This window comes from Yinghuangia soli (assembly GCF_021502675.1).
Lineage (GTDB): Bacteria > Actinomycetota > Actinomycetes > Streptomycetales > Streptomycetaceae > Yinghuangia > Yinghuangia soli.
On the sequence record NZ_JAKFHA010000005.1, the window covers coordinates 311,873 to 332,031 of the forward strand.

A 20,159-nucleotide genomic window follows, 5' to 3' on the forward strand; every position below is an offset into this window, starting at 1 on the left:
GCCTGCCCTCGCGCGGGGCCGGTCAGGGGACAGTGGAGTGCGCCGCGGGCGGTGTGGTGAGATACCCCGATGAGTACTAAGGGTGTTAGTGAGGCGGCGGCCGCGGACGGCGAGGCCGACGCGGCGGAGACCCCCGCCGCTCCTGCCGCGGGCGGCGTCCCCGCGCCCTTCGTGCCCGGCCGCTGGGGCCTCCTGCTCGCGCTGCTCGGCGGCGTCCTGCTCTTCGCCTCGTTCGAGCCGGTCGACCTGTGGCCGCTCGCGTTCGTCGGCCCCGCCCTGCTGATCGTGGCCCTCAAGGGACGCCGTCCCGCGGTCGCCTTCCGCTACGGCTTCGTCTTCGGCCTCGCCCTCTTCGCCCCGCTCGTGCTGTGGCTCGCGAACCTGGGGTGGCTGCCGTGGGTGGCCCTCACCCTCGCCGAGTCCGCCCTCTTCGGCCTGCTCACCATGCCCGTCCCCGCCCTCCTGCGCCGCAAGGCGTGGCCGGTGTGGATCGCCGCGTGGTGGATCGCCGTCGAGGCGATCCGCGGCCGCGAGCCGCTCGGCGGCTTCCCCTGGGGACGCCTCGCCTTCAGCCAGGCCGACTCGCCCGCCCTCGGCTGGGCGACCGTCGCCGGGGCACCCGGCCTCAGCCTGGTCGTCGTGCTCGTCCCGGTCGCCCTCGCGTGGCTGGTCCTCACCGCCCGCAAGAGCCCGCTGCCCGCGGTCGCGGCCCTGGTCGGCTCGCTCGCCGTGGTCGGCGCCGGCCCGCTGCTCCTGCCCGACGCCACCGGCGGCGGCCCGACCACCACCGTCGCCGCCGTCCAGGGCAACGTCCCGCGCGCCCGCAACCTCGAAGAGCAGACCCGGGTCCGCAACGTCACCGAGAACCACGTCAAGGCCACCCTGCAGCTGGCCGCCGACATCAAGGCCGGCAAGGTCCCCAAGCCCGAGCTGGTCATGTGGCCGGAGAACGCCACCGACTCCGACCCGCGCGAGGACCCGTACCTCGGCGCCCTCGTCCGCCAGGCCGTCGACGCGGTCGGCGTCCCGGTCCTGGTCGGCGCGATCCTGGACGGCGGCCCCGACGGCCGTCCGTACAACGCGGGTCTGATGTGGCGGCCGAGCACCGACCCGCAGCCGGGCCCGGGGGAGTGGTACGCCAAGCGCCACCTCGTGCCGTTCGGCGAGTACATCCCGATGCGCGACGTCCTCGGCGGCCTGGGCGACCTGCAGCTCATCCCGCGCGACTTCGAGCCCGGCCAGGACGACCCGGTCCTGTTCCGCACCGGCCCGATCGTGCTCGCCGACACCATTTGCTACGAGGTCGGGTACGACGGCAACGTCCGCAGCACGGTCACCCCGGGCGCCAACCTCATGGTCATCCAGACCAACAACGCGACGTACGAGCGAGGCGTGAGCTTCGGCCAGTCCGAGCAGCAGCTCGACATGGCCCGCATCCGCGCCGTCGAGCACAACCGCGCCACCGTCGTCGTCTCCACGGTCGGCATCAGCGCGGTCGTCGCCCCGGACGGCGCGATCATGTCGCGCACCGGCTTGTGGGAACCCGGCGTCCTGGTCGAGACCGTCCCACTGCGCGCCGGCACCACCCTCGCCGACCGGGTCGGCTACTGGCCCGAGCTGGCCGTCTGCCTGATCGCCCTGTACGGCGTGCTCGCCTGCGTCGACTGGCAGCGCACCGCAGCCCGGCTGCGCCGCCGCAAGGCCTCCTGACCTGGCCCGCCCCTTCGAGGGGTACGGCAGCAACGGGCCCGAACTCCGTTACGGAACTGCCTCGGTCCTGCGTGTCGGCGCGGGCGGATAGCGTCCCGCCCCATCGATCAAGAACGACCGCCGACAGCCGGCGACGGAAGGACGAGCACATGGGCGCCTGGGGCTTCGGACCCTTCGAGAACGACAGCGCACTCGACTTCGCCGGCGACCTCGGCGACCTGCCGCCGGAGAGCGTCGTCCCGGCCCTGGCCGCCGCCATGCGCGACGCCGCCACGTCCGACGAGTACCTCGAAGTGGACGACATCGGCAACGCACTCGCCGCCGCCTGCCTCGTGGCCGGCCGCGTCGACCCCTCGGTCATGACCGACCCCAACGGCAAGGACCACCTGGAGACGCTCGCATTCGAAGCCGACCCGGAACTGCGCCGCCTCGCCCGCGCCGCCTTCGCCCGCGCCTTCATGCCGCACGACAACGAGTGGTACGACCTCTGGGACGAGGCCGAGGCTCTGGACAAGGTCCGCGCAGCCCACGAGCCCTACCTCCTCGCCCTCGGCCCCGCAGACTGACCGCAGCGCGCCCGGGTCTGGTATTCGCGCCACTCCGGCGGGACGCTGGAACTCGTCAGCTCCGTCCACGAGTTCGTGTCTCCAGGAGGCGCGCCGTGTTCGTCGCCACCGTGCTTGTCTCGGCACTCCTCGCCGCCGCACTCACCGCCTCCGCGCTGCTCAAGATGAGCCACAAGCGCGACATCGTGCAGCAGTACGCCGCCCTCGGCGTCCCCGAGGACAAGCTCGACTACCTGGCCGTCCTCCTCCTCGCGGGCGCGGGCGGCCTCGTCATCGGCCTGTTCTGGTGGCCCCTGGGAGTAGCCGCCGCGATCGGCGTGATCCTGTACTTCCTGGGCGCCGTCGCGTTCCACGTCCGCGCCCGCGAACTCAAGACCGCCCCGGCGCCCGTCGTGCTGGCCCTGGTGGCCCTTGCCGCCCTCATCCTGCGGCTGACGACCCGCTGAGCGACCGCAGCCGCGGCGTCAGGGCCACGAAACCGGGGGCACCAGATCGGTATCGCTCACCGTGTACGTCAGCTCGGGGTAGACGAAGTCCGCCTCGTCGTTCTCCCGGCGGCGCAGCCGGTAGAACTCCCGCTGCTGCTCCTCATCGGCCGATACCAGGGGCGCGCCCTGGGGAAGATACGGCTGCCCGTCGCGGAACCGGACGACGGTCTTCGAGGTCCGGAACGTCACGCCCAGCCAAGGGTTGTCCGCCGTATCGAGCGCCGACGCGTCGAACAGAATCCTGTGTGTCATACGGCGATTCGCGTCCACCGAGAACGCGACGACGCTGTTGTGCGCGAGCGGCACTTCGAGCTTCTCGCCCGACTCTTTCGCGGCGAAGACCAGCTTCCGCGACGGGCCCGCGTCGGCGTCCTGGTAGCAGGAGAAGACGGCGACGTACGACCCGTCGGCCAGATCGAGTGCCTGGTCGGAATGGCCGCCCATGGTCCGGTAGGCGTTCGTGTAGCCCTCGATCAGCGCATTGTCGAAGGCGGCCGAAATCCCCGCCCGTTCTTGGACCTTCCGCGCAAGGCGCTCATGCACCGCGCGGAAGCACTGTGCGGGATTGCCGTACCGGGTGGTGGTCCGGACGAGGGGGACGCCGCCCGCCTCGTCGACCTTGGTCAGCACGGCCCCGCGCCGCCCTTTTCCCAAGTCCTCCCAGCGCACCGACGCGGACAGTTCCGCGTACAGATCGTCCTCGGCCGGCACCCCAGCCAGGATGATCTCGTCCGCGAGCCTAGCCCCGGGGCGCAACGTAGTCCCCGGAGTTCATGCTGAAGCGAAATCTGTCGCCGTAGTCGATGAACGACGCGGTCCTGTTCTCCTCGGCGTACAGCCGGCGCAGCTCGTCCATGCCGGCTTCCGTGGGCGGCTCCAACGCCACCAGGCCCGAGGCCGCCTTGAGGAACGTACGACCGTCCCTGTGGACGGCCTCTGTGCTCGAACAACGTACGACGTAGCCCAGGCGGGTCGGGAGGGCCTCGGGATCCAGTCCCGAGGGCCGGACTTCGTGCGTGTACAGGCGGTTGGTGGACAGCGGCATGAAGAACACAGAGCCAGGATGGAGCGTCACACCGAACTGCTCAGGAAGCCCGCGCACATCCTGCCCCTCTGCCGACTCCTTGAGCCGAAAGCGCAGCCGCGTCAGCGCACTGGCACCCTTCAAGCCAAGGTCGAACGGGCCCTCAGCCAACGGCTGCAGATGGTCGAGCCGGTCGTAGAACGTACAGAAGGCCATGATCCCGTCGGCGGGCATGTCCTTGGTCTTGTCGGCGTGGGCCGAGATCCGCGCCTTGGACTGCTTGCGCTCAGCCGTGGCAAGGGTGTTGTGGTAGATCTGCGCAAGGACATGGTTCAGCGGCGCCTGCCCCTGGAACACGGCCGCGGCCTCACGATTGAGCGCCCCGACGATGTCCGCATCGGTTGCTCCGAAGCCCTCGGTCGGCCCTGAGAGATTCGTCGAACACCGAAGCAGCCGGAAGTGCAGCTCGTCGCCGTTCCTGCTGACCGGTGTCAGATAGATCCCGCTGCGATGTGCCGTACCCGGCTTCGTGGACTCCGTCAGAGCCTGGAACACGTGCTCCGCACGAATCCGCCCGAAGTGGTCATCGGCGGGTTCGAAGAAGCGGGGGTAGTACACCCCGACACCGTGGACGCGCAGAGGAACCCGGCCGCGACCGACGACAGCCCAAGGCTCACCGCCGTCCTCGCGATAGCCATCCGACAACTCGCGGACCACGAATACCCGGGCGGCGCCGTGCAGTCGGCTGCGGTCGATCGCAGAAACGTCGCCGCACAGGTACACGGTCTTCTGCGTCAGGTCATACGCACCCGAGGCAAGATCCTCCGGCGTGATCACCGATCCGAAGAAGTCTGCCGCCAGGCCGTCGCCGTGCACTGCCGACGGTGCCACCAGGACGTGGCAGGCATCCTCGATACGGGCCTCGGCCGTTTCCGGCACAGACATATTCGGACGGTACCTTGCGCCCCGCATATTCAAGGGCCCTGCGGGGGCCTGCGCCCAGACGGTCGTCAGATCGGCCCGATGCTCACACGGCCTCCGAATACCCGACGACGGCGCACCTCAGTAGCCATGCGGCGGCGCCGTATCCCGGGGTGCGGGCTCGCACCGCCTGCAATAGCAAGGCGGGTACGCCATGGTCGTCAGCAAGGGAAGTTCGCCGGCCCGGGTCAACCTCCTTTCCACGAGAGGGACTTCCTCGCCGCTCTCGGCGTCGACCCGGTACACCCGCATCGTCATCTCGCGTGGCGACGGCCTCGCATTGCGACGGCTCGGCCGTCGCGGAGCAGTTTCGCTCGGCCCATCGTGCTCGACGGGCCGTTCGGAGACTGCTTTCCCAAGTTCGGCCGTGAGGGCGAGCATCACGGTGCGAGCCTGCGTCCGAGTGAGATGGAAGCAGTCCCAGCCGGCTTCGGCGACAGAGCCGTGATGACCGTCGAGCGCGATCTCGATTGGTCGGTCCGGGTCTCCGGTGGGTTTGACGCGCACAGCCTGAGGCCGCTTCTTGTGCATCGCAGCTCCCGATGTCGGGCATGGCCAATCGCCGAAAGTCACCTCTTGTGGCAGTGGGTGACCACCGATTTATAGTGTTCTAGAGCAGTGAGCATCGTCAAGGCATTGTTCTGAAGTGCTCTAGAACAGGAGTTGCTGTGATCAGCCCCGAAGCCCTGCCGCCGTATCAGCGCATCGCCGCCGGAATCCGTGCGCGCATCGACCGCGGTGAACTCCGGCCCGGCGACCGCATTCCGTCGGTGCGCGAGATCATGGCCGACGAAGGCGTCTCGACAGCCACCGCGACGCGGGTCGCGGCCGTACTTCGCGCTGACGGCTACGCCCACTCCATCCCTGGCGTCGGCACCATCGTTGCCGTCCCCAAGAAGTCGACCAGCGGCCCCGACCGGCTGGCCCTGCTGCGCGCCACGGGCTCCGGATTCAGGTCCGGCGAGAACGTCGAGATCGTCGGCGCCGAACTCGCCGCAGCGCCGGCCGATGTCGCCGACGCGCTCGGTATGGACGAAGGCGCCGAAGTCGTACGGCGGCAAAGGCTCTACCGGGACGACGAGGGCGTCGTCACCGTCTCCACGTCATGGCTGCCGGGCGCCTTCGCCGACGCCGCTCCGGAACTACTCGTTGCCCAGCCACTACCGGCCATGACCTTCGGCCTCGTCGAAGAACGAACCGGCCGCCGCGCTGCGCGCCGACGTGATGTCGTGGCAGTCCGCCCCGCCCCCGATGACGCGGCAGCCATCCTCGGCATCGCCCCGGGCGCAGCCGCTTTGACGATGACCAACCTCTACTGGGACCAACACGGCGACGCCACTGAGTACGCCGTCGACGTACTCGCTCCTGGGCGTGAACTCTCCGCCCATTACGACCTCGAGTAGGCCGCCCCGCCCGAGAATGAACCGTGGCGATGGTTCCCGCGGGGGACTGGCGTCCCTGTGAGCGCGGATGCACGGCCATCAACGTCTCGGCATGCCACGGGAGCTGGTCGTGACCGCATTCATCGGGCGGGTGTGGCAGCTGGCGCAGCTTGATCGCCAGCTGAGTGCGGTGCGGCGCCGGATAGGCCCGGGAGAGCGTCCGGGGCGGGCGATCCTCGTGCGTGGTCGACGCCAGGTGGGGAAGTCGCGCTTGGCCGAGGAGTTTGTCGAGCGCGCCGGCGTTCCCGCAGTGTTCTTCACGGCGTCGACCGGCTGTACGGCCGAGCAACTGGAACTGTTCGCACGCACAGCCGCGGCTTCGAATCTCCATGCTGCGTACCTGTTCGACGACCTGCGGCCTGACAGTTGGGAGTCCGCGCTCGAACTGTTCGCCACTGCGGCGGTCGGCGATGCTCCCTGCATTCTGGTGTTGGACGGGCTGCCGGAGCTGGTCGCCGCTGATCCGGCGCTCGAAGCCACCTTGCAGAAGGTCTTCGATCGCGTGCTGTCGCGGTTGCCTGTCTTGGTGATCGGCTCGGGGAGCGGAGCTTCACCAACATCGGCCAGGCGGCCGGCGGCATTACGAACGCAGCTGTGGGGCGTGGGCTCGGCACGCTGACCGACAAGCGCATCGTCGCGGGGGAGCATCCGCTGTCCACCAAACCGTCGAGGGAGACCCGTTACCGCGTCGCGGACCCGCATCTCCGGCTGTGGCTCGCCCATGTCGGCCCGTACCTTCCGGAGATCGAGCGAGGCCGCGGCGACCGGGTCGTCGAGCGCCTGCGGCGGGCCTGGCCGTCGTGGCGCGGCCGTGCCGTCGAGCCGATCGTCCGGGAGGCTCTGGCGCGGCTTCCGGAGAATGAACTCCCGCCCGGATGCCAGGTCTTCGGGGGGTACTGGACGCGCACCAACGACCCCGAGATCGACCTGGTGGCTGCGGACCGCGAGCCGGTGGCCAAGCACGTTGCCGCAGTCGGGTCGATCAAATGGCTGGAGAACAGCCCGTTCGACGGCCGTGACCTGTCCCGGCTACTGGTGCATCGGACACAACTTCCCGGTGCGACGGACGACACCCCGCCTCTCGTCGTCAGCCGTTCGGGGGTGTCGTTGCCGGGGCTTCCGTACGTGTACGACCCGGCGCGTCTGCTGGGTGCTTGGGAGTGAAGGCACCGGTAGGAGCGGCGAGTTCGTCGGCAGTCTCGCGGCCGGGGTGGCGGCGGGTGGAGTAGGCGATGTAGGCGACGGCGGCGGTGAAGAGGAGTAGGGACGTCCAGTCGTTGAGGCGGATGCCGAACAGGCGATGCGCGTCGTCGATGCGGAGGGCTTCGATCCAGGCGCGGCCCAGGGTGTAGAGCGCGACGTACAGGGCGAAGGCGCGGCCGTGGCCCAGGGTGAAGCGGCGGTCGGCCCAGATGACTGCGGCGGCGACGCCTGCGCACCAGAGGAACTCGTACAGGAACGTCGGGTGGTACGTGGCCACGCCCGGGATGGTGTCCGGGCGGTCGGGAGAGATCTCGACGGCCCAGGGCAGCGTCGAGGGCTTGCCGAAGAGTTCCTGGTTGAACCAGTTGCCCCAGCGGCCGATCGCCTGGGCGAGGGCGATGCCCGGGGCGACGGCGTCGGCGAAGGGCGGCAGGGCGATGCCGAGGCGGCGGGCGCCGAGCCAGGCGCCCAAGGCGCCGAGGGCGATGGCGCCCCAGACGCCGAGGCCGCCCTCCCAGATGTAGAGCGCCTTGACGGGGTCGCCGTCGGCGCCGAAGTACGGGCCCGGCGTGGTCACCACGTGGTAGAGCCGGCCGCCGACCAGGCCGAACGGCACGGCCCAGACGGCGATGTCGGCCACGTCGCCGGCCCGGCCGCCGCGGGCGATCCACCGGCGGTTGCCCAGCCAGATGGCGACCGCCACGCCGAGGATGATGCAGAAGGCGTACGCCCGCAGCGGGAGCGGCCCGAGTTCGAGGACACCGGTCGAGGGGCTGGGGAGGGAAGCGAGCGGCACGGGCGGGCCTTTCGGTGGCAGCCGATCGGATGCGGGTCCGAATGTGAATCTACTAAGTAGATTAGTGTGAGGTGCCGCAGAGCCTACCCCTACGATGGAGCTTCGTAGCAAGGGTGCCGGGACCGGAAGGCGGACGAGGTGCGCAGTTTCGGGAACCTGGAAGCGGCGATCATGGACCGCCTGTGGACCTGGGACCGCCCCGCCACCGTCCGCGAAGTCGTCGACGACATCGCCCGCGAGCGCGACATCGCCTACACCACGGTGATGACCGTCATGGACATCCTCTTCCGCAAGGGCTGGCTCACCCGCGAGAAGGACGGCCGGGCCTGGCGTTACTGCCCGACCGCCGGTCGCGAGGAGTACACCGCCGGCCTCATGCGCGACGCCCTCGGCGAGAGCCGCGACCGGGCCGCCGCCCTGCAGCACTTCGTCGAGCGCATGAGCGACGAGGAGGCCGAGGCCCTGCGGACCGCGCTGCAGCGGATCGGCGGCGTGCCGGGGGCGGCCGCCGACGCGTCCGGTCCGGCCGACGCCGCCGCGCCGCGATGACCGCGGCCATCCTGCTCGTCGCGTACGCGACCGCGGTGGCCTGCTCCGGCCCCCGCCTGATGCGGTACGCCGACTGGACGCACCGCACCCCGCGCGTCGGCCTCGCCCTGTGGGGCGCGCTTGCGCTGTCGTTCGTGCTGGCCGTCGTGTCCGTGCTGGTCCATCTGGCCGCGCCCACCGGCTGGTTCGCGGACTGCGCGGGTGTGGTCGCGGCCGCGCTCGCCGAGCCGGGCGGAGCCGACCTGCGGGTCGCCGCGCCGGTCGCCGCGGCAGTAGGGCTGCTCGCCCATGTGGCCGCAGAGGTCGGCGCGGCCTTCGTCGGCGCCGCCCGCGAGCGCCGCCGCCACGCGGACACCCTCACGCTGGTCGGCGACACCCGGATCCGCCCCGGACTCACCGTCCTCACCCATGCGTCCCCGGCCGTCTACTGCCTCCCCGGCCGTACGCGCCGCATCGTCGTCACGAGCGGGGCTCTCGAACTGCTCGACGCGCAGGCCCTCGCCGCCGTCGTCGCGCACGAGCACGCGCACCTGTGCGGCCGGCACCACGTGCTCCTCGGCCTGGCGGAGGCGTTCGGCCGGGCGTTCCCGCGCGTGCCGCTGGCCGCCGGGTTCGCCGCCGACGCCCCACTGCTGGTCGAGATGACCGCCGACGACAAGGCCGCCCGCGCGCACGGCCGCCACATCCTGGCCGCCGCGCTGTACACCGTCGCCGCAGGCAACGCCCCGCGCGCCGCGCTTGCCGCGGGCCGCGACGACGTTCTGCTGCGCATCACCCGGCTGCTGCGTCCCGCCGAACCGGTCGGACGCGGCCGCCGCACTGCCGTGCTCACCCTCGCCGGGATGCTGGTCCTGCTGCCCGTGGTGTCCGCCTGCGGCGTGCGCTGAAGCGACGCGACACGACGCGACACGACGCGACACGGCGCGGCGCGGCGCGGCGCCAAGCGACGCAGGGACCGTACGGAAACCCCCTGCTCAGACGTGTGGCCCGCGGGACGGTCGGTCCGCGGGCCACACATCTGCGCAGGCCCGTACAGGGCGGACCCGCATTGCGCCGTCAGTCGATGCGGACGGTTCCCTCGTCGGTCTCGAAGTACACCGCGGTCAGACCCGCGTCGTCCTCGTCGCCCGGCGGGCTCCAGTCCACGTCCACATCGTCCAGCGGGTGGTTCTCCGGCTCGCCCAGCCATTCCGACACGGCCGCCGGGGTGCCCGCGATCGCCAGCTTGCGGATCCGCACCGCGGTGCGGACGTCCGCGGACGGGTGCTGCGCCATGTCCAGCCACTGGATGATGTACGGCAGCTGCGGGTCGTCCATGAGGTCCAGGACCCCGATCTGACGCCACTTAAGGTCGTAGCGGTCCGGCCGCACCCGGTGGCCGTCGACCGCGGCCCGCCCCAGCCGCTCCTCGACCGGCGCGATGTCGTCGACCCGCGCCACCCAGCCCAGCCAGCCGCCGCCGAGCTCGGCGCGCCGCTTCACCGCCCGCCCGAACGGCGCCCGGTCGGTCGCCGGGTGGTCCAGCGGCGTGACCACCTCCAGATACGTGCCGCCCGCCAGCGGCAGGATGAAGTTGCGGGTGCCGAAGCGGGGGTGCACACCGCCGTCCTGGAAGGGCGCGCCGAGCATCGAGCCGAGCCGCCCGACGGTCGAGACGAACTCCCCGGGGGAGACGGCGTAGGAGACGTGGTCGAGTCGCATGCCGCGGCTCCTTCCCTGGTCCGGAACCCCCAACCGCCCGGCCGGACGGTTCCCACGAAGGGGTGACACGGCCCCCGCGGGCGCGGCTCGGCGGTCCGGGCCGAGGACGCCCGAGGACGGCCGAGGACGGCCGGGGGAGCACCGGGCACCGGGCCGCCCGGCCGCACGCCCCCGCTTCCTGAGCGAGCGCCCCGCCCCGCTTCCCGGGCGAGCGCCACGCCCCGCAATGCCCCCGAGTCAGCCGTCCGGCGGTTCCCGGCGCATGCCCTGCAGCCGTTCAATGCGTGTTTATCACCGGCCGCGATCGTTGGGCTGTCCGGCTGAAAAAAGCCGAAATCCTCCGCTTGTCACGCCTGCAACAGGAGTACGACTCACCATGAACACCCCCGTCCGCACCGCCTCGGAGAGGCGCGGATGACCGCCCAGACCGACGCCGCCGCGCCGCCCGCCGGCCCGGTGCCGTCCGCGGCCGCCCTGCACAACGACCCCCGGTTCCGCGAACTCCGCCGCCGGTTCCGCTGGTTCGTCTTCCCGGTCACTGCCATCTTCCTGGCCTGGTACCTGCTGTACGTGCTGCTGTGCGCGTACGCCCGCGACTTCATGGCCCACAAGGTGGCGGGCAACGTCAACGTCGCCCTGGTGTTCGGTCTCGGCCAGTTCGCCGCCACGTTCCTGACCGCGTGGATCTACTCGCGCTTCGCCGCCCGCCGCCTCGACCCGCTGTCCGCGCAGCTGCGCGCGCAGGCTGCGGGCGCCCCGGCCGCCCGGTCCACCGACCCGATGGCGGGGGCAGCCGCGTGACCGACCACAAGACGCTCACCGTCGCGCTGTTCACGGTCTTCATCGTCGCGACCCTCGCCATCACCGTGGTGGCCGGCCGCCGCACCCGCAGCGCCGCCGACTTCTACGCGGGCGGCCGGTCGTTCTCCCCGCTGCAGAACGGCGTGGCCATCGGCGGCGACTACATGTCCGCCGCGTCCTTCCTGGGCATCGCCGGCATCCTCGCGCTCTCCGGGTACGACGGCTTCCTGTACTCCATCGGCTTCCTGGTGGCCTGGATCGTCGCGCTGCTCCTGGTCGCCGAACCGCTGCGCAACAGCGGCCGGTTCACCATGGCCGACGCCATCTCGGAGCGGCTGCGCTCGCCGCAGGTCCGGGTCGCCGCGGGCATCTCGACGATCGTCGTCTCGATCTTCTACCTGCTGGCCCAGATGGTCGGCGCAGCCTCGGTCATTTCGCTGCTGCTCGGGGTGTCCTCGGACGCGTCCCGGATCTGGACGATCGTCGCGGTCGGCGCGCTCATGATCTTCTACGTCACGGTCGGCGGCATGAAGGGCACCACCTGGGTGCAGATCGTCAAGGCCGTCCTGCTGATGATCGGCGCCTGCGTCATGACCGTGTGGGTGCTGGCGAAGTTCGACTTCGACATCTCCCACCTGCTCGGCGCCGCCGCCGACCAGTCCGGCAAGGGCGACGGCTTCCTGCAGCCCGGCCTCAAGTACGGCGCCACCGACGGCTGGTCCCGGCTCGACCTGATCAGCCTCGGCATCGCGCTCGTCCTCGGCACCGCCGCACTGCCGCACATCCTGGTCCGCTTCTACACCGTGCCGGACGCCAAGGCCGCCCGGAAGTCGGTCAACTGGGCGATCGGCATCATCGGCAGCTTCTACCTGATGACGCTGGTCATCGGCTTCGGCGCGGCGGCGCTGGTGGGCAGCAAGGCCATCAAGACCGCCGACCCGTCCGGCAACACCGCGGCCACCCGCCTCGCCGAGCACCTCGGCGGCGGACCGGGCAGCAACGGCGGCGCCGTCATGCTCGCCTTCATCGCCGCGGTCGCCTTCGCCACCATCCTCGCGGTGGTCGCCGGGCTCACCCTGGCCTCGTCGTCCTCCTTCGCCCACGACCTGTACGCCGGGGTCTTCCGGCGCGGCCGGACCACGGACGCCGGCGAGGTCAGGGTCGCCAAGATCGCCGCGATCGTCATCGGCGCGGTCGCCATCGCCCTGTCGGTGTTCGCCCGCGAGCTCAACGTCGCGTTCCTGGTCGCGCTGGCCTTCGCGATCGCCGCCTCGGCCAACCTCCCGGCGATCGTCTTCTCGCTCTTCTGGCGGCGCTTCACCAAGACCGGCGCGATCGCGGGCGTCTTCGGCGGCCTGATCTCGGCGATCGTCGTGGTCGCTCTGTCGCCGATCGTGTGGGGCGGCGCGAGCAGCACCAAGCCCGCGGTCACCCTCACCGCGGCCCAGGCCGACAAGTGCGGAGTGCCGGCCGCGTCCACGTCCGTCGGCAACGCCACCGCGCTCGTCTCGTGCACCAAGGTCGCCCCGATCCCGCTGGAGAACCCCGGCCTGATCTCCATCCCGGTCGGATTCGTGTGCGCGGCGGCCGGCACCTGGCTCAGCAGCCGGCGCCGCACCGACGAGGACGACGTGGCCTTCGAGGAACTGGAGGTACGGTCGCTCACCGGCGTGGGCGCCCACTGACCCGGCCGTACGCCGGCTCATATCCGTACGAGAGCTCTGCGGCCGGTCGCCCGTCGACCGGCCGCGGAGCTGCGGCTCCGGCTCCGGCTCCGGCTCCGTTGTCCACCCGGACCGGCCTATATCACCGGAACGGGCGACACCACCACCCCCTGAAGCGACCCGGTGCAGGGCCTCCGGGCGCCGTAGGTCACAGTGGATGCCATGGCTCCATCTCCTCGCACTCCAGGACGCGCCCCGGGCCCGGGCGCTTTCCGGGTCGTCGCGCTGGTCGCGCTGGGCATCGCGCTCTTCCTCGGCGCGATCATGACCGGCGACAGCATGTCGGACCTGCACGGCTCCGGCTCGGCCCACGACGGGCACGGCACGATGAGCGGCATGGCCGGGATGGCCGCCGCACTCGGCGAGCCGACTCTGGACCGGATGTTCGGCTGGTACCCCGAGCCGCTGTTCGTCGCGGGCAGCATCGCCGCCGTCCTGATCTACGGTGCGGGGATCGCGCGGCTCCGCAGACGCGGGGACAAATGGCCCATCGGCCGTACGCTCGCCTGGCTCGCCGGCGTGGCCTCGGTGCTTCTCTCCACCTCCAGCGGACTCGCCGCCTACGGCACCGCGCTGTTCAGCGTGCACATGATCCAGCACATGATCCTGAGCATGCTCTCGCCGATCCTGCTGCTGCTCGGCGCGCCGATCACCCTGGCCCTGCGGTCCCTCAAGCCGGCCGGCCGGGACCAGGACGGCAACGCCAAGCGCGGCCCGCGCGAGATCCTGCTTGCCGTGCTGCACAGCCGCTTCGCGGCGGTCATGTCGTCGCCTGCGGTCACCCTCCCGCTGTTCATCGCCAGCCTCTACGTGCTCTACTTCACGCCGCTGTTCGACCTGGCGATGGGCAACATGTGGGGCCACCGCTGGATGATGATCCACTTCCTCGCGGTCGGCCTGCTGTTCTTCTGGCCGATCATGGGCATCGACCCGGCGCCGCGGAAGCACGGCTATGTGATGAAGATGCTCGAACTGTTCGCGGGGATGCCGTTCCACGCGTTCTTCGGCGTCGCGGTCATGATGTCGTCGTCGCTGATCGTCGACTCGTTCGCCAAGCCGCCCGCCGCGTGGGGCACGGACGTCCTGGCCGACCAGCAGATGGGCGGCGGCATCGCGTGGGCGTTCGGCGAGGTGCCGACGGTCATCGTGCTGCTGGTGATCTTCTCGCAGTGGATGCGCTCCGAGGAGCGCCTGGCCCGCCGCAAGGACCGCGCCGCGGACCGCGACGGCGACGCCGAACTCGACGCGTACAACGCCTACCTGGCCCGGCTGGGCGGCAGCGCTTCGGCAGCCGGCAAGGCAGCTGACGAGGCGGCCGACAGCGCCACCGACAGCGCGGCGGACAACGCGATCGACGAGGACGCGGCGAAGGCCGATGCGGCCGCGCCGACCGCTGATGCAGCAGCGGCGGCGGAGCCTGCCAAGTAGCGCACGTACGACACACAGCACCCCGCAGGACCACTACGGCCCCACCCCCGACCGGGGGTGGGGCCGTACGTCTATCCGGTCCCCGGCATCCGGGGAACCATCCCGGGCGCGGTTGCCGCTCCTTGTACTCGGGTCTGCCGCCCCAACGCCTGAGCGGCAGCTTTCGTTACACGAATGACCTGTCCGGGCAAGGGAATTCGCCGTACGGACAGTCCGCCGCGTGCAACTGCAAGCGGCTGCGCTGGTCGGTGCGTCCCGGCTTAGCATCCGAACGCGAGACAGGAACCATCCGAGGATCTCCCGACGGAAGGAACCCATCGTGGCGTACCTTGCCTCAGGCGGTCAGGAGGCGACCCCTTGCCTCCCGACGCAGGACCCGACGATCCCGTGCCCTCCGAAGCAAGAGCCCATGGACCCGCTGCTCCCGCCGCTGGACGAAATCGTCATCGGCGGCGTGGCGTTCCTGATCGTCTTCTACTTCCTGGCCAAGGTCCTCCTCCCCAGGATCCGGCAGACGCTGGAGGACCGCACCGACGCCGTCGTAGGCGGCCTCGCCCGCGCGTCCGAGGCGCAGGCCGAAGCCCAGTCCGAACGAGCCCGCTGTCGCGACCTGTTGGCGGACGCCCGCCGCGAAGCCGCGCGCCTCACCGAAGACGGCCGCGCACAGGGCGCCGCGGTGTACGCCGAGATGCGCGCCGAGGCTGCCCGCACCAAGGACGAGATCATTGCGTCCGGCCATGCCCAGATCGAGGCCGACCGCAAGCAGGCTTCGGCTGCTCTGCGTCAGGACATCGGCGGGCTGGCCGCCGACCTGGCCGGTCGCATCGTCGGTGAATCACTGCGGGACGCCGCACTTCAACGCCGCATCGTCGACCGGTTCCTCGACGAACTGGAGGCGTACGACCCGGTCGGCAGCGCCTGACCGGCCACCGGCGGCGGGCAGGTCCGTCGACGCCCTCCTGACCTTAGGTGGACGGGTCAGGCGTAGGGGTCGGCGATCTCCCTCAGGCGGATGAGCGCGGTGCGCAGCTGGCTGCTGGAACGCTTGCCCAGATGCTTCGTCCAGGCCGCCTCGGTCTCCGCCTCCGCGACCCGCGCGACGGCGACCGCAGCCTCGCCGCGCGGTGCGATCTGCACCAGGCGGGCCCGCGCGTCGGCCGGGTCCGGGACGCGCCGCACGTACCCCGCCCGCTCCAACTGGTCGACGAGGAACCCCGCGGTCTGCTTGGTGACCCGGGCCTGCTCGGCCAGTTCCGATATCCGCGTCCCGCCCGGACCGATCCGGGCGAACAGGCGGCCCTGGGCCACCGTGAGATCGCCGTACCCGGCCGCCGCCAGGGCGTCGACCACGCTCGTCTCCATCGCCCGGTACGCGATGAAGCACAGCAGCCCGAGGTTCATACCGTCCGACTCCGCGCCCACTGCCGCAGAGTCGTCGTTCTCACCATCCACGCCGTCCACGCTGTCCATCTCGCCTATGCCGTCCCCAACGCTCATGTCGCTGTGCCGTTCATCCCTTGACTTTAGTACGAGCCTCTGACCAATATTAGTCAGAGGCTCGTACTAAAATGAACCGCGCCGAGGGTGAGGAGCCGGCCATGGCGGACCATGACGAGGTCTGGCGCGCGGTCGACGCGCAGCGGGCGGCGATCGCCGATCTGCTCGACGACCTGGCCCCGGACGAATGGGATGTCCCGTCGCTGTGCAGCGCCTGGCGCGTCCGCGACGTCGCCGCGCACCTGACACTCGCACACATGCCCGCCGGACGCGCCACGCTGGCCGTCCTGCGCGCCCGCGGCAGCTTCCACCGGATGATCCGCGACACCGCGGTACGCCAAGCCCGGCTACCCGCCGAGCAGTTCGCCCCCATGCTGCGCGCCATGGTCGGCTCGCGCCGTACCGCCCCGCTCATCACCCCGCTGGAACCGCTCATCGACAGCCTCGTGCACGGCCAGGACATCGCCATCCCCCTGGCCCGCGACCTCCCGATGCCCACCGCCGCGGCAGCCACCGCGGCCACGCGCGTCTGGTCGGCTCAGTGGCTGTTCCGCCCACGCCGCAAGCTGGGCCCGGTACGCCTGGTAGCCACCGACCACACCTGGGCCGAAGGCGAGGGCCCCACGGTCGAAGGCCCCATGTCGGCGATCCTTCTCCTCCTCGCCGGCCGCACCCCCGCAGCCCTACCCCGACTCACCGGCCCCGGCCTACCCACCATCGAATCCCGCGCAGCAGCCGCATCCCGTCCGGCAGCCTGATCTACCCGCTATGCCGGCAACCTGACCCTCCCGCTCTATCGGGGTCGCCAAGATTTGCCGGCGCCGGCCCCTGTCTCTTCCGGTCCTGCCCTCATCGGCGGACGCGGCAGCAGCCTGGCTATCTGCCCAACCCCGGGGGCGGAGCTGGCCGAGGGCCTCTCGTTCCGTTGTTGGAGTCAGGGTTGTGCGCACGCGCGTCGGATCCGGCGTTGCCCCTGAATCTTGTTAAGGTTGACCTTAACGGAATCCGTATAGGTTGAACTGAACGGAAACGGTTTAGGTGTGACTGAACTACTGGGCAAGCCGGCGCGCGTGCTGGACCGGGACCGGGAATGGGCTCTGCTGTCGGAGTTCGTGACGGACCCGGCGCCGCAGCTGAGGCTGGCGATCGTGTCGGGGCGCCGCCGCAATGGGAAGTCGTTCCTGTTGGAGGCGCTCACGGAGGCGGCGGGTGGGCTGTACCTGGCTGCGGTGCAGGAAGAGGGGAGGGTGCTGGCGCTCCAGCGGTTCAGTGAGGCGGTCGCCGAGCATGCCGGTGTGCCGGCGGGTGCGCTGCGCCTCGGTGGATGGGAGGAGGTGTTCTCCACTGCGCTGGATGTGGTCAATCGCTCGCCCCGAGCTCCGCTGCTGGTGATCGACGAGCTGCCTTACCTGTTGCAGCATTCGCCGGAGATCCCCGGGCTGCTGCAACTGCTGTACGACCGTTCGCAGTCCGGGAAGGCACCCGGTGGCCGGATCGTCCTGTGCGGCTCGGCGATGAGCGTGATGAGCGAACTGTTGTCGGGCACCAAACCGCTGCGGGGCCGGGCCGTGCTGGATCTGCGTATGCCGGCGTTCGACTTCCGCACCGCTCGGACGCATTGGGGCGTCGCGAACCCCGAGACGGCACTGCTGGTGGACGCTTGTCTGGGCGGCGCGCCCGGGTACCGGCCGTTGGCGCTCGGAGCCGCCCCGCAGGACACGGCGGAGTTCGACGGTTGGGTCCAACGGACGTTGCTGGACCCCGGCCGTGCCCTGTACTCAAGGGTGGAAGCGGAGTTCCTGCTTCGCGAGGACCCGCGGATCACCCATCGCACCCTGTATTACGACCTGTTGTCCGCAGTCGCCCAGGGCGCCTCCTCTGCGGCGCGGATCGGAGCCCTACTCGAGCGTCAGCGTTCGGCGGTGGTGCCTCCTCTGGAGGTGCTGGAGTCCACCGGGTATCTGCGCAAGGAACAGGACCTCCTCAAGGCCCGCAATCCCGTGATCACGGTCGCCGATCCGGTGATCCGCTTCAATCAGCTGATCACGTTGCCGCTGGTGGACATGGTGGAGCACGGCCGAGCCGAACAGGCATGGCAGGAATCCCGGCCGACGTTCCACTCCAAGATCCTCGGCCCGCACTTCGAGGAAATTGCCCGCTGGTGGACCCGCGCCTTCGCTCCGGATGAGACCGCCGTGCGGGTCGGCACGGTCGGTGCGACAGAGGTGCCTGACCAGGTGGGCAGAACCAAGCACGAGGTGGATGTGCTCGCCCTCGCGCCGGGGGAACGCCCTCAGTCGGCACACGCTCGGATCACCCTCATCGGTGAAGCCAAGGCCACCGTTCAACCGCGCGGCCTGCGCGACGTCGAGCGTCTCGAACACATCCGGGACCTGCTGGCCGGTCTGGGGCACCGCACCGAGGACGCGGCCTTGGCCCTGTACTCCCTCCACGGCTTCCACCCCGACGTGCAGAAGGCCGCTGCTCGACGCCCGGACCTGCTCTTGGTCGACCTCGCAGCCTTGTATGGGGACGGGCCGGTGGTAGGCGGCAGCTGAGCGTCGGGAGCGCGAAGCTGCCGGAAGATCCGTTGCGATACCTCGTGGGGAATTGTCGGCAGGTACAGCTCCGCAGCACGATCAAGGCCTCGCCAGTCGCCACCACGGAGAGGTCATCATGCAGAGCTACCACCTGGTCCGAAACGCTGACGGAACTGCCGAGTTGACGTTGCGGGAGCGCGAGATTCCGACTGCGGGGCCCGGGCAGGTGCTGGTTCGGATGCGGGCCAACTCGGTCGGATTCCGCGATGCGCTCGTGCAGGCGGGCGACTATCCGCTGCCGGTCCTCGATGACGTCGTGGCCGGCTGCGAAGGCGCGGGGGAGGTCGTGGCGATCGGTGCCGGGGTGACCCGCGCCAAGCCCGGTGACCGCGTTGCTCTCACCGTCTTCCCGGACTGGATCGACGGGCCGTTCCGGTTCGAGTACGCCGCCCAGCTCGGCGGGACGCGCGACGGCGTACTGGCCGAGTACGCGGTGGTCTCGGAGCAGGCCGTTGTCCCCGTCCCCGAGTATCTGTCGTACGAGGAGGCGGCAGCTCTCCCGCTTACGGCCGTCACCGCGTGGAACGCCCTTACCGGCGGCCGGCGCATCCTGCCCGGCGAGACGGTGCTCGTCCTCGGGTCGGGCGGAGTGGCCCTGGCCGCCCTGCAGTTCGCGGTCGTGTCCGGTGCGCAGGTCGTCGCCACGACCTCGAGTGGCGCCAAGGCCGCCCGTTTGCGCGAACTCGGCGCGCACCACGTCGTCGACCGCACCGAACACCCCGACTGGGCGACCGCGGTACGCGATCTCACCGGCGGCCGCGGCGCCGACCTCGTCGTCGACGTGGCCGGCACCGTCGCCGATTCCCTGCGTGCGGCCGCGCTCGGCGGCGAAATCGCGTACGTCGGCTACGGCGTCGGCGGCACTGGCGCGGCGGCCCCGGTGGACGCCCGTACGCTGTTCGACTCCGGCGTCCGCATTCGCGGCGTCGCGGTAGGCAGCCGCGCCCAGTTCGACGAGGTCCTGCGTGCGATGAAGGTGCACCGCATGCGTCCGGTGCTCGATCCGAAGGGGTTCGCCTTCGCCGACGCCGCGGCAGCGTTTGCCCACCACCGCTCCGGCGCCGCCTTCGGCAAGGTCGTCATTACGCACGACACTCCGTGACCCGACTCGAGCGACCCGACGCGCCCCCACCCGTCCTGACCTGGCTGGAAGCGACCGGGGGCGGGCTGCCGCGAAATCCCGGTGCGGCTGCGGTTCCTGCGCAGCAGACTCGGTGCCATGACCCCGCAGATCACCCGCATCAACCCCGGTGAACTCCACGAAACGGCCGGCTACCACCACATCACTGTCGTGGAAGCCGGCCGGACGGCGTTCCTGGCCGGGCAGTGCCCTCTCGACGCGTCCGGCGCCCTGGTCGGTCCCGGCGACCTCGACGCGCAGATCGACCAGGTGGCCGCCAATGCCCTGACCGCCCTGGCTGCGGTGGGGGCCGGGCCTGAGCACGTCGTCCGCTCGGTGATCTACGTACGGAGCGACAGCAACCCGGTTCTGTCCGCCGCCTGGAGGCGCCTCGTCGCATCGCCCATCGGCGCCGCGTTCACGACCGCCAGCACGCTGCTGGGGGTCGCCCAACTCGGCTACACCGGGCAGCTCGTCGAGGTGGACCTCACCGCGGCACTTCCCGACGCCCGATAGGACGGCGGCCGCG

At 70.8% G+C, this 20,159-nt stretch carries 21 protein-coding genes; 16 read left to right on the plus strand and 5 right to left on the minus strand.

From position 1 onward, the window contains the following. Nucleotides 1-69 precede the first annotated feature (69 nt). From lnt to LZ495_RS12630, 3 genes are all read left to right on the plus strand, one after another. Complete coding sequence (lnt, locus tag LZ495_RS12620; RefSeq protein ID WP_235052219.1) at nucleotides 70-1,710, plus strand: apolipoprotein N-acyltransferase; 1,641 nt, start codon at nucleotides 70-72, stop codon at nucleotides 1,708-1,710. Nucleotides 1,711-1,859: 149 nt separating this feature from the next. After that, nucleotides 1,860-2,276, plus strand: coding sequence for a DUF4259 domain-containing protein (locus tag LZ495_RS12625; protein WP_235052220.1), 417 nt, complete (start codon nucleotides 1,860-1,862; stop codon nucleotides 2,274-2,276). A 95-nt stretch (nucleotides 2,277-2,371) separates the two neighbouring features. Next, complete coding sequence (locus tag LZ495_RS12630) at nucleotides 2,372-2,722, plus strand: DoxX family protein (protein WP_235052221.1); 351 nt, start codon at nucleotides 2,372-2,374, stop codon at nucleotides 2,720-2,722. Nucleotides 2,723-2,740: 18 nt separating this feature from the next. Here the strand turns inward: LZ495_RS12630 and LZ495_RS12635 are convergent, their stop codons facing one another. Next, the gene (locus tag LZ495_RS12635; protein ID WP_372498562.1) at nucleotides 2,741-3,475 is read right to left on the minus strand and encodes a hypothetical protein; all 735 of its coding nucleotides are present in this window, start codon (nucleotides 3,473-3,475) and stop codon (nucleotides 2,741-2,743) included. 28 nt (nucleotides 3,476-3,503) lie between these two features. Then, a complete protein-coding gene (locus LZ495_RS12640) occupies nucleotides 3,504-4,733 on the minus strand; it encodes a hypothetical protein (RefSeq protein WP_235052223.1) in 1,230 nt (409 codons plus the stop codon). A 704-nt stretch (nucleotides 4,734-5,437) separates the two neighbouring features. Between LZ495_RS12640 and LZ495_RS12645 the strand changes: the two genes are divergently transcribed. From LZ495_RS12645 to LZ495_RS12655, 3 genes are all read left to right on the plus strand, one after another. Then, nucleotides 5,438-6,172 carry a GntR family transcriptional regulator gene (locus LZ495_RS12645; RefSeq protein ID WP_235052224.1) on the plus strand — a complete coding sequence of 245 codons (735 nt, stop codon included), beginning with the start codon at nucleotides 5,438-5,440 and terminating at the stop codon, nucleotides 6,170-6,172. A 109-nt stretch (nucleotides 6,173-6,281) separates the two neighbouring features. Beyond that, complete coding sequence (locus LZ495_RS12650; protein ID WP_235052225.1) at nucleotides 6,282-6,830, plus strand: AAA family ATPase; 549 nt, start codon at nucleotides 6,282-6,284, stop codon at nucleotides 6,828-6,830. Continuing rightward, nucleotides 6,806-7,375 (plus strand): DUF234 domain-containing protein, encoded by a 570-nt coding sequence (locus LZ495_RS12655; RefSeq protein WP_235052226.1) that lies wholly within the window; start codon nucleotides 6,806-6,808, stop codon nucleotides 7,373-7,375. The genes LZ495_RS12650 and LZ495_RS12655 overlap by 25 nt, the downstream gene beginning before the upstream one ends. Here LZ495_RS12655 and lgt read toward each other — a convergent pair. Continuing rightward, on the minus strand, nucleotides 7,299-8,210 hold the full coding sequence (gene lgt / locus LZ495_RS12660) for a prolipoprotein diacylglyceryl transferase (RefSeq protein WP_235052227.1): 912 nt from the start codon (nucleotides 8,208-8,210) through the stop codon (nucleotides 7,299-7,301). The two genes, LZ495_RS12655 and lgt, sit on opposite strands and share 77 nt — an antisense overlap. 138 nt (nucleotides 8,211-8,348) lie before the next feature. Between lgt and LZ495_RS12665 the strand changes: the two genes are divergently transcribed. Further along, on the plus strand, nucleotides 8,349-8,759 hold the full coding sequence (locus LZ495_RS12665) for a BlaI/MecI/CopY family transcriptional regulator (RefSeq protein ID WP_308268011.1): 411 nt from the start codon (nucleotides 8,349-8,351) through the stop codon (nucleotides 8,757-8,759). After that, complete coding sequence (locus LZ495_RS12670) at nucleotides 8,756-9,646, plus strand: M56 family metallopeptidase (RefSeq protein ID WP_235052228.1); 891 nt, start codon at nucleotides 8,756-8,758, stop codon at nucleotides 9,644-9,646. Before LZ495_RS12665 ends, LZ495_RS12670 begins: the two co-directional genes overlap by 4 nt. A gap of 169 nt (nucleotides 9,647-9,815) precedes the next feature. On the opposite strand, the gene LZ495_RS12675 is transcribed toward LZ495_RS12670, so the two are convergent. After that, nucleotides 9,816-10,460 carry a VOC family protein gene (locus LZ495_RS12675; protein WP_235052229.1) on the minus strand — a complete coding sequence of 215 codons (645 nt, stop codon included), beginning with the start codon at nucleotides 10,458-10,460 and terminating at the stop codon, nucleotides 9,816-9,818. A gap of 414 nt (nucleotides 10,461-10,874) precedes the next feature. Between LZ495_RS12675 and LZ495_RS12680 the strand changes: the two genes are divergently transcribed. The 4 genes from LZ495_RS12680 (at nucleotide 10,875) to LZ495_RS12695 (ending at nucleotide 15,335) form a co-directional block, all read left to right on the plus strand. Further along, nucleotides 10,875-11,261 carry a DUF485 domain-containing protein gene (locus tag LZ495_RS12680; RefSeq protein ID WP_235052230.1) on the plus strand — a complete coding sequence of 129 codons (387 nt, stop codon included), beginning with the start codon at nucleotides 10,875-10,877 and terminating at the stop codon, nucleotides 11,259-11,261. Beyond that, a complete protein-coding gene (locus LZ495_RS12685) occupies nucleotides 11,258-12,946 on the plus strand; it encodes a monocarboxylic acid transporter (protein WP_235052231.1) in 1,689 nt (562 codons plus the stop codon). Before LZ495_RS12680 ends, LZ495_RS12685 begins: the two co-directional genes overlap by 4 nt. Before the next feature lie 318 nt (nucleotides 12,947-13,264). Further along, complete coding sequence (locus tag LZ495_RS12690) at nucleotides 13,265-14,413, plus strand: cytochrome c oxidase assembly protein (RefSeq protein ID WP_372498564.1); 1,149 nt, start codon at nucleotides 13,265-13,267, stop codon at nucleotides 14,411-14,413. A 409-nt stretch (nucleotides 14,414-14,822) separates the two neighbouring features. Then, on the plus strand, nucleotides 14,823-15,335 hold the full coding sequence (locus tag LZ495_RS12695) for a F0F1 ATP synthase subunit B (RefSeq protein WP_235052232.1): 513 nt from the start codon (nucleotides 14,823-14,825) through the stop codon (nucleotides 15,333-15,335). A gap of 56 nt (nucleotides 15,336-15,391) precedes the next feature. Here the strand turns inward: LZ495_RS12695 and LZ495_RS12700 are convergent, their stop codons facing one another. Next, nucleotides 15,392-15,910 (minus strand): MarR family winged helix-turn-helix transcriptional regulator, encoded by a 519-nt coding sequence (locus tag LZ495_RS12700; RefSeq protein WP_268822669.1) that lies wholly within the window; start codon nucleotides 15,908-15,910, stop codon nucleotides 15,392-15,394. Between the two features lie 101 nt (nucleotides 15,911-16,011). Between LZ495_RS12700 and LZ495_RS12705 the strand changes: the two genes are divergently transcribed. From LZ495_RS12705 to LZ495_RS12720, 4 genes are all read left to right on the plus strand, one after another. Next, complete coding sequence (locus tag LZ495_RS12705) at nucleotides 16,012-16,668, plus strand: maleylpyruvate isomerase family mycothiol-dependent enzyme (RefSeq protein WP_235052233.1); 657 nt, start codon at nucleotides 16,012-16,014, stop codon at nucleotides 16,666-16,668. 282 nt (nucleotides 16,669-16,950) lie between these two features. Then, nucleotides 16,951-18,468 carry an AAA family ATPase gene (locus LZ495_RS12710; RefSeq protein ID WP_235052234.1) on the plus strand — a complete coding sequence of 506 codons (1,518 nt, stop codon included), beginning with the start codon at nucleotides 16,951-16,953 and terminating at the stop codon, nucleotides 18,466-18,468. A gap of 118 nt (nucleotides 18,469-18,586) precedes the next feature. Then, nucleotides 18,587-19,612 carry a zinc-dependent alcohol dehydrogenase family protein gene (locus LZ495_RS12715; protein ID WP_235052235.1) on the plus strand — a complete coding sequence of 342 codons (1,026 nt, stop codon included), beginning with the start codon at nucleotides 18,587-18,589 and terminating at the stop codon, nucleotides 19,610-19,612. 117 nt (nucleotides 19,613-19,729) lie between these two features. Continuing rightward, entirely contained in the window at nucleotides 19,730-20,146 is a 417-nt protein-coding gene (locus tag LZ495_RS12720) for a RidA family protein (protein WP_235052236.1), read from the plus strand. Nucleotides 20,147-20,159: the final 13 nt, after the last annotated feature.

Excerpts from the sequence above, each read along its gene's own strand:
- LZ495_RS12675 (WP_235052229.1), bottom strand. The coding sequence starts at position 10,460 with ATGCGACTCGACCACGTCTCCTACGCCGTCTCCCCCGGGGAGTTCGTC.
- LZ495_RS12720 (WP_235052236.1), top strand. The coding sequence starts at position 19,730 with ATGACCCCGCAGATCACCCGCATCAACCCCGGTGAACTCCACGAAACG.
- LZ495_RS12705 (WP_235052233.1), top strand. The coding sequence starts at position 16,012 with ATGGCGGACCATGACGAGGTCTGGCGCGCGGTCGACGCGCAGCGGGCG.
- LZ495_RS12695 (WP_235052232.1), top strand. The coding sequence starts at position 14,823 with ATGGACCCGCTGCTCCCGCCGCTGGACGAAATCGTCATCGGCGGCGTG.
- LZ495_RS12640 (WP_235052223.1), bottom strand. The coding sequence starts at position 4,733 with ATGTCTGTGCCGGAAACGGCCGAGGCCCGTATCGAGGATGCCTGCCAC.
- LZ495_RS12625 (WP_235052220.1), top strand. The coding sequence starts at position 1,860 with ATGGGCGCCTGGGGCTTCGGACCCTTCGAGAACGACAGCGCACTCGAC.
- LZ495_RS12690 (WP_372498564.1), top strand. The coding sequence starts at position 13,265 with ATGTCGGACCTGCACGGCTCCGGCTCGGCCCACGACGGGCACGGCACG.
- LZ495_RS12680 (WP_235052230.1), top strand. The coding sequence starts at position 10,875 with ATGACCGCCCAGACCGACGCCGCCGCGCCGCCCGCCGGCCCGGTGCCG.
- LZ495_RS12715 (WP_235052235.1), top strand. The coding sequence starts at position 18,587 with ATGCAGAGCTACCACCTGGTCCGAAACGCTGACGGAACTGCCGAGTTG.
- LZ495_RS12670 (WP_235052228.1), top strand. The coding sequence starts at position 8,756 with ATGACCGCGGCCATCCTGCTCGTCGCGTACGCGACCGCGGTGGCCTGC.
- LZ495_RS12700 (WP_268822669.1), bottom strand. The coding sequence starts at position 15,910 with ATGAGCGTTGGGGACGGCATAGGCGAGATGGACAGCGTGGACGGCGTG.
- lnt (WP_235052219.1), top strand. The coding sequence starts at position 70 with ATGAGTACTAAGGGTGTTAGTGAGGCGGCGGCCGCGGACGGCGAGGCC.